A 13,496-nucleotide genomic window follows, 5' to 3' on the forward strand; every position below is an offset into this window, starting at 1 on the left:
AAAGTCGGAAGTCCGCTTGTATCGATCCAAAAGTCCTGAGACCGTGGAGTCATGCACTCGACCCCGGACAGCCCGACCTCCCTCGCGGCGCTCCCGGAGCACTGCGACTTCACCGTCTTCGGCGGCACGGGCGACCTGGCCCTCCGCAAGCTGCTCCCCGCGCTCTACCACCGCGACCGCGAGGGCCAGCTGCTCCCCGGTCACCGCATCGTCGGCGTCTCCCGCAGCCCGATCGACTCCGAGGGCTACCGGACGATGGTCCGCGAGGCGCTGGCCACCCACGTCCCAGCCGACGAGCTCGACCCGGTCGCGGTCGACCGGCTGCTCGGCCGCCTGCACCACCTCGACCTGGACGCGCACACGCCCGAGGGCTGGCACGAGCTGCACGGCCTGCTCAAGGACCGCCCGGGCGCCGACGAGACCGTCCGCGTCTACTACCTCGCCGTCGCGCCGGGCCTCTTCGGGCCCACCTGCGAGCGGCTCGACGAGCTCGGCCTCGTCGACGAGCGCTCCCGCGTGGTCATGGAGAAGCCGATCGGCCACGACCTCGCCTCGGCCCGCGCGGTCAACGACGCGGTCGGCCGGGTCTTCGCCGAGCACCAGGTCTTCCGCATCGACCACTACCTGGGCAAGGAGAGCGTCCAGAACCTCCTGGTCACGCGCTTCGCCAACGCCTTCCTCGAGCCGCTGTGGAACAGCCGCTGGGTCGACCACGTCCAGATCACCGTCGCCGAGACCGTCGGCGTCGGCAAGCGCGGCCCCTACTACGACAACGCCGGCGCGCTGCGGGACATGGTGCAGAACCACCTCCTGCAGCTGCTGTGCCTGGTCGCCATGGAGCCCCCGACGTACGTCGGCCGCGAGACCGTCCGCGACGAGAAGCTCAAGGTCCTCCAGGCGCTCAAGCCGCTGACCCCGCTCGACGTGGACCGCGACACCGTGCGCGGCGCCTACGAGGGGTACGCCGAGGAGGTCGGCCACGCCGACTCGCGGACCGAGACCTTCGTGGCGCTCAAGGCCGAGGTGCAGAACTGGCGCTGGGCCGGCGTGCCGTTCTACCTGCGCACCGGCAAGCGGATGGACCAGCGCGCCTCGGAGATCGTCGTGGTCTTCAAGGAGCCGCCGCACGCGATGTTCCCGCACAGCGAGGGCACGACGGCCCCGAACCGGCTGCACATCCTCGTCCAGCCCGACGAGGGCATGAAGCTGCACCTGACCGCGAAGGAGCCGGGCCCCGGCGGCATCCGGCTGCGCCCGGTGTCCCTGGACCTCTCCTACGCGACCGCGTTCGACCAGCGCTCGCCCGACGCCTACGAGCGGCTGCTGATGGACGTCGTCCGCGGCAACCCCACGCTGTTCATGCGCCGCGACGAGGTGGAGGCGGCCTGGTCGTGGGTCGAGCCCGTCCTCGCCCGTTGGGCGCAGCGCTCCGCCGAGTCCGGCGAGCGCCCCGAGACCTACCCCGCCGGCTCGACCGGACCGACCGCCGCCGCCGACCTGATCGGGCGTGACGGCCGCACCTGGCAGGAGACCGACCAGTGAGCACCTCCCCACAGCAGCCGATCCACCCCGTCGTCGCGGCGGTGACCGCGCGCGTCACCGAGCGCAGCGCCGCCGGCCGCGCGGCGTACCTCCGCCGGGTCGAGCAGGCCACCGACCGGGCGCCCGCCCGGCACCGCCTGGCCTGCGCCAACCTCGCGCACGGCTTCGCCGCGGCCGAGCCCGACGGCAAGGCCGCGCTGCGCGGGCGGGTCAAGCCGAACGTCGCGATCGTGACCAGCTACAACGACATGCTCTCGGCCCACCAGCCGTTCGGCACCTACCCGCCGGTGCTGAAGAAAGCCGTGGTCCGCGCCGGTGGCGTCGCCCAGGTCGCCGGTGGCGTGCCGGCGATGTGCGACGGGATCACCCAGGGCCGCGACGGCATGCAGCTCTCCCTCTACAGCCGCGACGTCATCGCGATGTCGACCGCGATCGCGCTCTCCCACGACATGTTCGACAGCGCGCTGATGCTCGGCGTCTGCGACAAGATCGTGCCCGGGCTGCTGATCGGCGCGCTCTCCTTCGGCCACCTGCCGACCGTCTTCGTGCCCGCCGGCCCGATGGCCTCGGGCCTGCCCAACGGCGAGAAGGCCCGCGTGCGCCAGCTGTACGCCGAGGGCAAGGTCGGCCGCGAGGAGCTGCTCGAGGCCGAGGCCGCGTCGTACCACTCGGCCGGGACGTGCACGTTCTACGGCACCGCCAACTCCAACCAGCTGATCACGGAGGTGCTCGGGCTGCACCTGCCGGGCTCCTCCTTCGTCAACCCCGGCACCCCGCTGCGCGAGGCGCTCACCCGCGCCGCCGCGGCGCGCTCGGTGCAGATCACCCGCCAGGGCGGCGAGCCCACGCCGATCGCGAAGATCGTCGACGAGAAGGCGGTCGTCAACGCGTGCGTCGCGCTGCTGGCCAGCGGCGGGTCCACCAACCACACGCTCCACCTGGTCGCCATCGCCCGCGCCGCCGGCATCACCCTGACCTGGGACGACCTGGCCGACCTCTCGGCCGTGGTGCCGCTCCTGGCCCGGGTCTACCCCAACGGTGCCGCGGACGTGAACCACTTCCACGCCGCCGGCGGCATCGCGTTCCTCGTCCACACCCTGCTGCGCGCCGGGATGCTGCACGAGGACGTGTGGACGATCGCCGGCCGCGGGCTGCGCCACTACACGACCGAGCCCGTGCTGCGCGGGACCGCCGAGACCGGCGACCTGACCTGGGAGGAGGGTCCCAAGGCCAGCCTGGACCTCGACGTGCTGCGCCCCGCGGACGACCCGTTCCAGGCCACCGGCGGCCTCGAGGTGCTGCACGGCCCGCTGGGCACCGCCGTCGTGAAGACCTCCGCGGTCAAGCCCGAGCACCGCGTCGTGACCGCGCCGGCCATGGTCTTCGACGACCAGGCCGACCTGCTCCGGGCCTTCGACGACGGCCTCCTCGACGGTCGCGACCTGGTCGCGGTGGTCCGCTACCAGGGCCCCGCCGCCAACGGCATGCCCGAGCTGCACAAGCTGACCCCCGCGCTCGGCGTCCTCCAGGACCGCGGCCAGCGGGTCGCCGTGGTCACCGACGGGCGGATGTCGGGTGCCTCGGGCAAGGTCCCCGCCGCCATCCACGTCACGCCCGAGGCCGCCCTCGGCGGACCGCTGAGCCGGGTGCGCGACGGCGACCTGGTCACCGTCGACGCCGAGCGCGGCGTGCTGACGGTGCGCACCCACGACGGCGCGGACCTGGCCTCCCGCGAGCCCACGGGCCGTGCGCCCGAGGGCGAGGAGTGGGCCGGCACCGGCCGCGAGCTGTTCGCGGCGTTCCGCGCCACGGTCGGCCCGGCCGACGCCGGCGCCAGCGTCTTCCCGGCGTACGACGCGCCGGCCGAGCCCCGTCCCCTCACCAGCGAGGTCCCCGATGCCCAGCCCGTCTGACGTCCCGCCGGTCGGGCCCGGCGCCCTGGCCGGCTCCCTGGCCGGCTCCCTGCTCGACCTGGTCCCGGTGATCCCCGTCGTGGTCGTCGATGACCTGGCCCAGGCGGTGCCGGTCGCACGGGCGCTCGCCGCGGGCGGGGTGCCCGTCGTCGAGCTCACCCTGCGCACGCCGGTCGCGCTCGACGCGATCCGCGCGATCGCCGCCGAGGTCCCCGAGGTCCTCGTCGGGGCCGGGACCATCGTCGCGCCGGACCAGGCCGAGCAGGCGCTCGACGCCGGCGCCCGGTTCCTCGTCTCGCCCGGGACGACGCCCGGCCTGCTCGACGCCATGCTCGGGACCGGCCTGCCGTTCCTGCCGGGCACCGCGACGGTCTCGGAGGTCCTGGCCGTGCTCGAGGCCGGCCTCACCGAGATGAAGCTGTTCCCGGCCGAGGCCTCGGGGGGCACGACCTTCCTCTCCTCGCTCGCCTCGCCGGTGCCGGCCGCCCGGTTCTGCCCGACCGGCGGGATCACACCGGCCAACGCCGCGTCGTACCTCGCCCTGCCGAACGTCGGCTGCGTCGGCGGCTCCTGGCTCACGCCCAAGGACGCGCTCGCCGCCGGTGACTGGGAGCGGGTCACCGACCTGGCCCGGGCCACCCTGTCCAGCCGGTCAGGACCAGCGGCACGGACGATGGACCCCCGCGCCTGAGGACCCCTACTGTGACCGTCGCCCGCGGGCGGCCAGCGCCGCCCCCGGGCGGCGTCCCCGCTCGACCGTGGGGGGAGGGCGGGGGCGTCCACTCGGGATACTGACCCGGTGGCCGCCCCCCGACGTCGCTGGACCCCCACCCTGGCGGTGGTGCTGGTCGCGGCGCTGGTCAACCTCCCGGTCGTCCACGGGCTCTGGCTCGACCGGCGGCTCGCCGCCGACGGCGTCGTCCGGGTCGCCACCGTCGAGGCGCACCGCGAACGCGGCGACGCGCACCTCCTGCAGTACGTCGTGGAGGACTTCCCGGGCACCGCGGACGTCGATCCCGACGTCTACGAGCAGGCCGTCCGGACCGGCCAGGTCGCCGTCCGGGTGCTCCCCGACGACCCGTCCGTCCGCCGCGTCGAGGGCGAGGTCCGTGGGCGCCTCGGGCTGGTCCTCGCGCTCGTCGCCGACGCGGCGCTGGCCCTGATGCTCCTCCTGCTCTGGCGCTTTCGCGGCCGGCACCGCCCGCAGCTGCGGCTGGTGGCGACCGGCGACGTCGAGCGCTGCCCGCCGGGCGCACGCCTCGAGCCAGTCGGGGACCAGCACGTCGTGTGCGGCGACGTCCTCGAGATCGGTGACGGCGAGCTCGTGCTGGACCTCGGCGACCTGCGGGTGCAGGTGCTCCTCGACGGGCACGTCAACCAGGTGGGGCACCAGCAGCCGGCGCGGGTCACCGGGCGGCTGGTCTGATCGACCGCCGGGGACCCACCACGGCCCTGCCATGCTTCCCGGCATGACGACGCTGCACGACTTCAGCGCCCGCGGCATCGACGGCAGCAACGTCGACCTCGCGGCGTACGCCGGCCGGGTGGTGCTGGTGGTCAACACCGCCTCGCAGTGCGGGTTCACCCCGCAGTACCAGGGCCTGCAGGCGCTCCACGACCGCTTCGCCGACCGCGGGTTCGCGGTCCTCGGCTTCCCGTGCGACCAGTTCGGTGGCCAGGAGCCGGGCTCGGACGAGGAGATCTCCGGCTTCTGCGAGCGCAGCTTCGGCGTCAGCTTCCCGCTGTTCTCCAAGGTCGAGGTCAACGGGTCCGGCGCGCACCCGGTCTTCGACTACCTGCGCTCGGAGAAGGGTGGGGTGCTGGGCAACCGGATCAAGTGGAACTTCACCAAGTTCCTCGTCGGGCGCGACGGCCGCGTCGTCGAGCGGTACGCCCCGACCACCAGGCCCGAGCGGATCGCCGACGACGTCGAGCGGGCGCTCGCCGCCGGGGTCGCGGGCTGATGGCCCGCTTCACGTCGGGGACGACGGCCGAGGCGGTCGTGCGGGCCCCGCGCCAGGCGATCTGGGACGTGCTCACCGACCCCGCGCTGGTCGCGCGGCTGACCCCGCTGCTCAAGCGGATCGACGCCGACGGCGAGCACTGGACGTGGCACATGAGCGGCCTCGACGTCCTCGGCGTGCAGGTGGCGCCGACGTTCACCGAGCGGATGTCCTACCGGGAGCTGGAGCGGATCGACTTCTCCCACGACCCGCCCGCCGGCTCCTCGGAGCGGGCCGGCGTCGAGGGGTGGTACGTCCTGACCGAGGTGCCGAAGGCCGAGGGCGGTGGCACGCACCTGGCCACCAGCCTCGACATCACCCTGGAGCTCCCGCTGCCGCGGCTGTCCTCGCCGGCCGTCACCGCCGCGATGCGCGGCGTGATGGGGCAGATGGGCGAGCGGTTCTCGCGGAACCTGCTCGCCCACCTCGGGGTGGCCGAGGCCTGACCTCGGCTGGTCGCCCACCCCGGTCCGCCTCTGCTCCCGCCCTGGTCCGCCCGGCGGGGTAGTCCGCCACCGGAGGGCCCTTCCCGCGCCCGTCGAGGGCGCAGGCGTGCCGGACTACCCCGACGTACGCCCGGTGGCGCGGCGCCGACCCCGGGGCCCGACCTCTCAGGGGAAACCGGCACATCTCAGGGGACGCAACCCCTGAGAAGTGCCGGAATCCCCGGGGCCCCGGGGATTCCGACGATCGCGCCAGCCCGCCGGCCTCAGACCGGCTGCCGCTCGCCCTCGCTGGCGCCGGCGGCACCGGCCTCGCCGGGCACGAGCTCGCCGCCGCGGCCGCGCTCGAGCTTCTCGCCCTCGACGTCGACGTTCGGCAGCAGCTTGTCCAGCCAGGCCGGGAGCCACCAGGCCTTCTCGCCCATCAGGTAGAGCAGGGCCGGCACGAGCGCCATCCGGACGACGAAGGCGTCGAGGAGGACCGCGACGGCGAGCGCGAAGCCCATCGACTTGATGATCGGCTCGTCGATCAGGATGAACGCGGCGAAGACCGAGATCATGATGACCGCCGCGGCCGCCACGACCCGGGCGCTGTTGCGGAAGCCGTCGACGACGGCGTCGCGGGTGCCCATGCCGTGCACGTGCGCCTCGCGCATCCGGGTCACCAGGAACACCTGGTAGTCCATGGCCAGGCCGAAGACCAGGCCGATGAGGAAGATCGGCATGAAGCTGACGATCGGCTGGCCCTCGACGATCCCGAAGGTCCCCTCCTGGAAGACCGCCACGGTGATGCCGAGCGTGGCCAGCACCGAGAGCAGGAAGCCCAGGGTCGCCGTCAGCGGCACCAGGATCGAGCGGAAGACGATCATCAGCAGGATGAACGCCAGGCCGATCACGACCAGCAGGTAGATCGGCAGCGCGTCGCTGAGCCGCTCGGAGACGTCGGTGAAGATCGCCGTGGTGCCGGTGACGCCGAGCTCGGTGCCGGTCGCCTGCTCGAGGTCGGCCTGGCCGTCGCGGAGCGCGGTGAGCAGGTCCTCGGTGGCGGTGTCCTCGGGGCCGGTGCGCGGGGTGACGAGCACCTGGGCGCCGGTGCCGGCCTCGTTCTGACCCACGACCTGGGCGTTGAGGACGTCGTCCTGGCCCGCGGCCCACTCCACGACCTCGCCGTACGCCGCCGGGCGGTCGTCGGCGGGGACGTCACGGCCGTCGACGACGAGCAGCAGCGGGGCGTCGCGGCCCGGGCCGAACGCGTCGGCGACCAGGTCGGAGGCCTTGCGCTGGGTGGAGTCGACCGAGGCGGTGCTGTCGGTCGGGAAGGCGAGGTGCAGGTCCTTCATCGGGATGGCCAGCGCACCCAGCGCGACGACGACGAGCGCGACGACGGCGAGGGGCTGCTTGCCCACCAGGCGCGCCCAGCGGACGCCGTTGTTGAGGACGCGGCCGTCGTGGTCGCGGGCCGGGCGGTAGCGGCGTACCCGGCCGGCGAAGACCTTGGAGCCGAGCAGGCCGAGCAGGGCGGGCAGCAGGGTGAGCGCGACCAGCACGGCGACGAGGACGGTGCCGGCGGCCGCGATGCCCATCGAGGTGAGGAACGGGATCCGCACGACGGAGAGCGCGGCGAGCGCGATGAGCACGGTGAGACCGGCGAAGACCACCGCGGAGCCGGCGGTGCCGACGGCGAGGCCGGCCGCGTCCTGCCGGTCGGAGGTGTGGTCCAGCTCGGCCCGGAAGCGGGCCAGGATGAACAGGCAGTAGTCGATGCCGACGGCGAGGCCGATCATCGTGGCGAGCATCGGCGTCGTCGAGCCGATGTCGGTGAAGGCGGTCATCAGGCTGATGCCGGTGACGCCGAAGCCGACCCCGACGGCCGCGGTGAGGATGGGCAGGCCGGCCGCGACGAGCGAGCCGAAGGTGAGGACGAGGACCACCAGCGCGACTGCGATGCCGATCAGCTCCGAGGTGCCGCCGATCTCCGGCATCCCGGCGCTGCCGGAGCCGTTGGCCTCGACGGTGAGGCCGCTGTCGCGGGCCTCGGCCAGGACGTCCTCGAGGTCCTCGATGGTCGTCGGCTCGACGTCCGCGACCGCCTCGACGTCGAAGTCCCAGGTGATGGTGCCGACCCGGCCGTCCTCGGACAGCGGGGACAGCGCGGCGGCGTTGGCCTCCGCGACCTCCGGGTCGGTCCCGGCCTCCTCCGCGGCGCCGACGAGCTGCTCGCGCTGCTGCTCGGCCGCGGTGACCGGGTCGACCAGCGGCGTCTCGGGCATCTGCGGCAGGCCGGAGAGGTCACCGATCAGCGCCTTGGTGGCCCGGGTCCACTCCGGGTCGGAGAGCTGCTCGCCCTCCGGCGCCGCCACGACCACGTTGACGGTCGCCTGCTCGGCCGGGTCGGGAGCGCCCGGGAAGAGCTCGGCCTGCATGTCCGAGGCCTTCTCCGAGGGGATGCCCGGGATCGAGAACGAGTCGCTCATCGGCTTGGAGAACGCCGCCACCGAGGCGCCCAGGGCGATGAAGAGCACGACCCAGGTGGCGATGACGAGCGGCCACCGCCGGTAGGCGGTGAGTCCGAGGCGGTGGAGCAGCGTGGCCATGGGGGGTTCCTTCGGGCTGTCGGGGTGCGGGTGCGGGTGGAGCGGGACGAGGGTCCTCAGGAGAGGAGGCGGCGGGCGGCGGCGAGGTGCTCGTCGAAGACCTCGCCGAGGGGGCGGTCGTCGCCCGCGACGTACGCGGCCATGACGCTGTCGAACACGGTGACCAGCAGGCGCACCAGCAACCGTGCGTGCACGGGGTCCAGGTCGGCCTCGCGCTGGGCGACGAGGCCGGCGATGTCGGTGCAGATGTCCTCGAACCGGCCGTGCAGCGCGATGAGCAGCCGCGGCGTCGTGGTGAGGATGTGCTGGACCCGGCGGACCTGGTCGCGGTCGATGTCCTTGGTCTCGAGGATGACGTGCCCCAGGCTCGCGAGGTCCTCGACGAGGACGCCGTGCGGCCCGCCGCGGGCGAACTCCGCGCGGACCTCGTCGGGGATCCGCGGCGGGTTGCCGAGCACGGCGTCGAGCTTGCTGGGGAAGTAGTTGAACAGGGTGCGGCGCGAGACGTCGGCCGACGCGGCGAGGTCCTCCATCGTGAACCCGTCGAGCCCGTGCTCCTCGACGAGCCGCTGGGCGCAGTCGGAGATGCGGTCCTCGGTGTCGCGGCGCTTGGCGTCGCGCCGCGAGAGTTCGGTTGCACTTCCGGTCATGGAGTGCAGTCTTGCACTCTTGCCCAAGCCGGTGCAAAACTAGTGACGGCTGTCACGTGCCGCCCGCCGGGGCCCCTGCTGACTTGCCGGTAACCCGCGCGGGCGCGGAGAGTGGGTCGGTGACCTCCCGATCAGCCGCCACCACCTCGTCGTACTCCATCACCATGCGGCTGCACACCGCTCCCGACCACGGCGTGGTCGGAGCGGTCGCCACCGCGATCAGCCAGGCCGGCGGCATCGTGACCGCGATGGACGTCGCGGAGTCCAGCCACGAGCGGCTCGTCGTCGACGTCACCTGCTCGGCCAGCGACGCCGACCACGCCAAGCTGCTCGAGCAGGCGGTCGACGCGCTCGACGGCGTCACCGTGCACAAGACGAGCGACCGCACCTTCCTGCTGCACCTCGGCGGGAAGATCGAGGTCTCCTCCAAAGTGCCGCTGCGCAACCGCGACGACCTCTCCATGGCCTACACCCCCGGCGTGGGGCGGGTCAGCACCGCGATCGCCGAGCACCCCGAGGACGTGTGGCGGCTGACCAGCAAGGGCAACACCGTCGCCGTCGTCACCGACGGGTCCGCGGTGCTGGGCCTGGGCAACATCGGCCCCGGCGCGGCGCTCCCGGTGATGGAGGGCAAGGCGGCGCTGTTCAAGCGCTTCGCCGGCATCGACGCCTGGCCGATCTGCCTGGACACCCAGGACATCGACGAGATCGTCCGGGCGGTCGAGATGATCGCGCCCGGCTTCGGCGGCATCAACCTCGAGGACATCGCCGCCCCGCGGTGCTTCGAGATCGAGCGCCGGCTGCGCGCGAGCCTGGACATCCCGGTCTTCCACGACGACCAGCACGGCACGGCGATCGTGGTCCTCGCGGCGCTGACCAACGCGCTGCGCGTGGTGCACAAGTCGCTGGCGTCCGTGCGGATCGTCGTCTCCGGTGGCGGCGCCGCCGGCACCGCGATCGTTACCCTCCTGCTCGCCGCCGGCGTCACCGACGTCGTCGTCGTGGACCGGGCCGGCGCCCTCAGCGCCGACGACACCTCGCTCACCGGCGCCCACCGCCAGCTCGCCGAGGCCACCAACCCCCGGCGGGTCACCGGCGACCTGCACACGGTGCTGACCGGGGCGGACGTCTTCATCGGCGTCAGCGCCCCGCGGATCCTCAAGCCCGAGTGGATCAAGGACATGGCCGACGACGCGGTCGTCTTCGCGCTGGCCAACCCCGACCCGGAGGTCGACCCGGCCGAGGCGGACAAGTACGCCGCGGTCGTGGCGAGCGGCCGCTCGGACTACCCGAACCAGATCAACAACGTCCTCGCCTTCCCCGGCGTCTTCCGGGGCCTGCTCGACGCGCGTGCCTCGGAGATCACCGTGGAGATGCTGCTGCGGGCCGCCGACGCGATCGCGCACGTCGTGGACGACGACGAGCTCAACCCGTCCTTCATCATCCCGACGGTCTTCCACCCCGACGTCCCGAAGGCCGTCGCGGCGGCCATCCGCGGCGCGTGAGCGCGGAGCGGGCGGTGCCTCAGGCGCCGCCCGCCGAGCCGGCCGCGTAGAGCGCCGCCCCGACGACGCCGGCCTTGTTGCGCAGGGTCGCCGGCACGATCTCGGTGTCGAGACCCAGCAGCGGCAGGAACTCGTCGGCCCGCTTGCTGATCCCGCCGCCCACGACGAACAGGTCGGGGGAGAAGAGCCGCTCGAGGTGGCGGTAGTACGCCGTCAGCCGCTCGGCCCAATCGGCCATCGAGAGGTCCTCGCGCTCGCGGGCGCTGTTGGCGGCCCGCTTCTCCGCGACGTGGCCGTCGATCTCGAGGTGGCCGAGCTCGCTGTTGGGCACGAGGACGCCGTCGTGGACCAGCGCCGAGCCGATGCCGGTGCCGAGGGTGGTGACGATGACCAGCCCGCGGCGGCCGCGCGCCGCGCCGTACCGCACCTCGGCCAGCCCGGCGGCGTCCGCGTCGTTGACGACGTGGACCTCGCGCCCGGTGGCCTCGGTGAACAGGGCGTCGGCGTCGGTGCCGACCCAGGCCGGGTCGATGTTGGCCGCCGAGCCCACGACGCCGTGCCGGACGATGCCGGGCACCGTGACCCCGATCGGGCCGTCGCTGCCGGGGAACTGCGCGAGCAGGTCGCGGAAGACCCCGGCGACGACCTCGGGGGTCGACGGCTTCGGGGTGCGGATGCGCGCACGTTCCGCGGCGAAGTCGCCCACCTCGAGGTCGACCGGCGCGCCCTTGATGCCGGTGCCGCCGAAGTCGATGCCGAAGGGGGTGCTGGGACCCAGCGTCGTCGCTGCCATCCCTCCATCCCACCACGCCCGGGTCGGGGGGACGGAGGCGCGGCGTACGACGGTCAGCCGGCGGCCGCGCGCACCGCCGGGGGTGCGAGCACCACCGTGGGCGCCAGCACCGACTCCAGCGCGTGCACCAGCACCTCGTTGTCGGCCCGGTCGCGGACCGCGACGCGCAGGTGCGGTCCCAGCCCCTCGAACCCCGGCTTGCCCGTGCAGTCCTTGACCAGCACGCAGTGCTCGTTGAGCAGGCGGGCGGCGACGTCGGCGCCCGAGGCGCCGGTCGTGACCTCGCACAGCACGAAGTTGGCCTGGGAGGGCACCACCCGCAGCCCGTCGAGCGCGGAGAGCCGCTCGACCAGGTGGTCGCGCTCGGCGCGGATCCGGCCGCACGCGTCGACGTAGTCGGCCTGGTGGTGGCCGATGACCTGGAGGAAGTACTCCCCGACCGAGTTGATGTTCCAGACCGGCAGCCGTCGCGCCACGCGGGCGACCAGGTCGGCGTCCCGGGTCGCCAGGACGCCCAGCCGGGCGCCCGGGACGCCGTAGCTCTTGCTGATGCTCTTGATGACGACCGCCGAGGGGTGGGCGTCGAGCACCTCCTGGGTGAGCAGGCTGGTGCAGTGGTCGGGGTCGGCGAAGTCGACGAACGACTCGTCGAGCAGGATGCGCTTCCCGGTCGCGTCGGCCCGGTCCAGCAGGCTGAGCACCTCCTCGGTGCGCAGGCACCGGCCGGTCGGGTTGTCGGGGTTGACCAGCACCAGCAGGTCGACCCAGTCCAGCAGGTGCGTGTAGTGCTCGAGCGACGACCCGGTGCCGACGTCGGCGCCGTCCCCCGGCCCGCGGACCGTGACGACCTGCGCGTGCGGGAAGCGCTTGACGTACTCCTCGAACGTCGGCACGGTCACGCCGACCGTGCGGGCCCCGACGACCTCGCCGAGCGCCGCGATCAGCTCGGCCGCGCCGTTCCCGACGAGGAAGCACTCCGGCTCGCCGCCGAACATCTTGGCGGCCAGGTGGTTCTGCACCGTCGCGCTCGAGGGGTACTCGCCCAGGAGCCGGGGGAAGGAGCGGGCCAGCTCCTCGCGCAGGGCGGGGGTGGGGAAGTAGGGGTTGACCAGGTAGCAGAAGTCCAGCAGCCCGGGGAACCGCCAGAACCCGCCGTGCCGACGCAGGTAGTGGTGGTAGCGGTCCTCGGCCGGGGCGAACAGCGTCTCGGCGATCTGGTGGTCCTGGACGTCGTCGATCTCGTACCACGCCTCGCCCTCGAGCGGCATGCCGACGAGCCCGTGGTGGTCGAGGCCGGCGATGACCCGGAGCACCTGCTCGTAGTAGTCGTTCGGGCCGACGGACCGGACGTAGGCCTCGAGGAACGGCAGGTAGCGGTTCTTGATGAACTCCCGCGACAGCTTGTAGATGTTGACCGTCTTGAAGTACTGCCCCATCGCCGAGCCGTCGACCAGGTGCTTGGGCACGAAGGCCTCGACCATGCCGTCGCGCCCGAGGGTGACCATCGTGCCGTCCATCCAGGGCTCGTACGCCGCGACCGCCGCGACGTCGGGGGAGGGGTGGGCGAGCAGCCGCTCGATGATCTGCGGCTCGAAGATCAGGTCGCTCTCCAGCAGCAGGGTGTCGTCCTTGGCCAGCTCCTCCGCGGCGAGGTAGAGCGAGTGGATGTTGTTGGTCGTCGCGTGGTCGGCGTTCTCCACGTAGGTCACCGGGACGCCGCGGTACTCGTGGCCGACGGCGTCACGGACCCCTTGGCCGCGGTGGCCCACCACGATCGTGACCCGTTCGACGCCGTTGGCGACCAGGGCGTCGAGGCTCCGCTCCAGCAGCGTCCGCCCGTGCACCTCGACCATGCACTTGGTCCGGTCCCTGGTCAGCCGCCCCAGTCGTCGACCGACGCCCGCGGCCAGGATGAGTGCCTGCACGTTCCCCTCGCTTCCTCCGGGCCGTCGCTCCGGCGGGTGCCGGGATGCCCTCGCCGCCAGTGAACGGGCGCGCGACCCGCCGGCCCGGGGCCGGCGGGGGAAGTCCCCGAAATTGGTGACCCCCCGGC

General features: G+C 73.3%; 11 protein-coding genes. 7 read left to right on the top strand and 4 right to left on the bottom strand.

All coding sequences use genetic code 11. The features are described 5' to 3' along the window. The first annotated feature begins 51 nt into the window (after positions 1–51). The 6 genes from zwf to AB0N29_RS08015 all read left to right on the top strand — a co-directional run bounded on the left by zwf (position 52) and on the right by AB0N29_RS08015 (position 5,904). Entirely contained in the window at positions 52–1,542 is a 1,491-nt protein-coding gene (zwf, locus tag AB0N29_RS07990) for a glucose-6-phosphate dehydrogenase (protein WP_302268902.1), read from the top strand. 20 nt (positions 1,543–1,562) lie between these two features. Continuing rightward, positions 1,563–3,455 (top strand): phosphogluconate dehydratase, encoded by a 1,893-nt coding sequence (edd, locus tag AB0N29_RS07995; protein ID WP_364866837.1) that lies wholly within the window; start codon positions 1,563–1,565, stop codon positions 3,453–3,455. Further along, the gene (gene eda, locus AB0N29_RS08000) at positions 3,439–4,146 is read left to right on the top strand and encodes a bifunctional 4-hydroxy-2-oxoglutarate aldolase/2-dehydro-3-deoxy-phosphogluconate aldolase (RefSeq protein ID WP_364865637.1); all 708 of its coding nucleotides are present in this window, start codon (positions 3,439–3,441) and stop codon (positions 4,144–4,146) included. The genes edd and eda overlap by 17 nt, the downstream gene beginning before the upstream one ends. A gap of 108 nt (positions 4,147–4,254) precedes the next feature. Further along, positions 4,255–4,881: a hypothetical protein gene (locus AB0N29_RS08005; RefSeq protein ID WP_364865639.1), complete on the top strand. Its 627-nt coding sequence runs from the start codon at positions 4,255–4,257 to the stop codon at positions 4,879–4,881. 43 nt (positions 4,882–4,924) lie between these two features. Next, complete coding sequence (locus AB0N29_RS08010) at positions 4,925–5,419, top strand: glutathione peroxidase (RefSeq protein ID WP_364865641.1); 495 nt, start codon at positions 4,925–4,927, stop codon at positions 5,417–5,419. Next, a complete protein-coding gene (locus AB0N29_RS08015; RefSeq protein ID WP_364865643.1) occupies positions 5,419–5,904 on the top strand; it encodes an SRPBCC family protein in 486 nt (161 codons plus the stop codon). The genes AB0N29_RS08010 and AB0N29_RS08015 overlap by 1 nt, the downstream gene beginning before the upstream one ends. A 263-nt stretch (positions 5,905–6,167) precedes the next feature. On the opposite strand, the gene AB0N29_RS08020 is transcribed toward AB0N29_RS08015, so the two are convergent. After that, on the bottom strand, positions 6,168–8,495 hold the full coding sequence (locus AB0N29_RS08020) for an MMPL family transporter (protein ID WP_302268912.1): 2,328 nt from the start codon (positions 8,493–8,495) through the stop codon (positions 6,168–6,170). A 56-nt stretch (positions 8,496–8,551) separates the two neighbouring features. After that, on the bottom strand, positions 8,552–9,145 hold the full coding sequence (locus AB0N29_RS08025; protein WP_302268913.1) for a TetR family transcriptional regulator: 594 nt from the start codon (positions 9,143–9,145) through the stop codon (positions 8,552–8,554). A 164-nt stretch (positions 9,146–9,309) separates the two neighbouring features. Between AB0N29_RS08025 and AB0N29_RS08030 the strand changes: the two genes are divergently transcribed. Continuing rightward, complete coding sequence (locus AB0N29_RS08030; protein WP_364866839.1) at positions 9,310–10,650, top strand: NAD-dependent malic enzyme; 1,341 nt, start codon at positions 9,310–9,312, stop codon at positions 10,648–10,650. 19 nt (positions 10,651–10,669) lie between these two features. Here the strand turns inward: AB0N29_RS08030 and ppgK are convergent, their stop codons facing one another. Then, positions 10,670–11,443, bottom strand: coding sequence for a polyphosphate--glucose phosphotransferase (ppgK, locus tag AB0N29_RS08035; RefSeq protein WP_364865646.1), 774 nt, complete (start codon positions 11,441–11,443; stop codon positions 10,670–10,672). 53 nt (positions 11,444–11,496) lie between these two features. After that, positions 11,497–13,368, bottom strand: a complete 1,872-nt coding sequence (locus AB0N29_RS08040) for an aminotransferase class I/II-fold pyridoxal phosphate-dependent enzyme (protein ID WP_364865648.1) — start codon at positions 13,366–13,368, stop codon at positions 11,497–11,499. Positions 13,369–13,496: the final 128 nt, after the last annotated feature.

It is taken from the genome of Nocardioides sp. NPDC092400 (assembly GCF_040684155.1).
Lineage (GTDB): Bacteria > Actinomycetota > Actinomycetes > Propionibacteriales > Nocardioidaceae > Nocardioides.

Coding starts and splice junctions, on each gene's coding strand:
- zwf (WP_302268902.1), top strand. CDS start 52: ATGCACTCGACCCCGGACAGCCCGACCTCCCTCGCGGCGCTCCCGGAG.
- eda (WP_364865637.1), top strand. CDS start 3,439: ATGCCCAGCCCGTCTGACGTCCCGCCGGTCGGGCCCGGCGCCCTGGCC.
- AB0N29_RS08010 (WP_364865641.1), top strand. CDS start 4,925: ATGACGACGCTGCACGACTTCAGCGCCCGCGGCATCGACGGCAGCAAC.
- AB0N29_RS08015 (WP_364865643.1), top strand. CDS start 5,419: ATGGCCCGCTTCACGTCGGGGACGACGGCCGAGGCGGTCGTGCGGGCC.
- AB0N29_RS08020 (WP_302268912.1), bottom strand. CDS start 8,495: ATGGCCACGCTGCTCCACCGCCTCGGACTCACCGCCTACCGGCGGTGG.
- AB0N29_RS08025 (WP_302268913.1), bottom strand. CDS start 9,145: ATGACCGGAAGTGCAACCGAACTCTCGCGGCGCGACGCCAAGCGCCGC.
- AB0N29_RS08030 (WP_364866839.1), top strand. CDS start 9,310: ATGCGGCTGCACACCGCTCCCGACCACGGCGTGGTCGGAGCGGTCGCC.
- ppgK (WP_364865646.1), bottom strand. CDS start 11,443: ATGGCAGCGACGACGCTGGGTCCCAGCACCCCCTTCGGCATCGACTTC.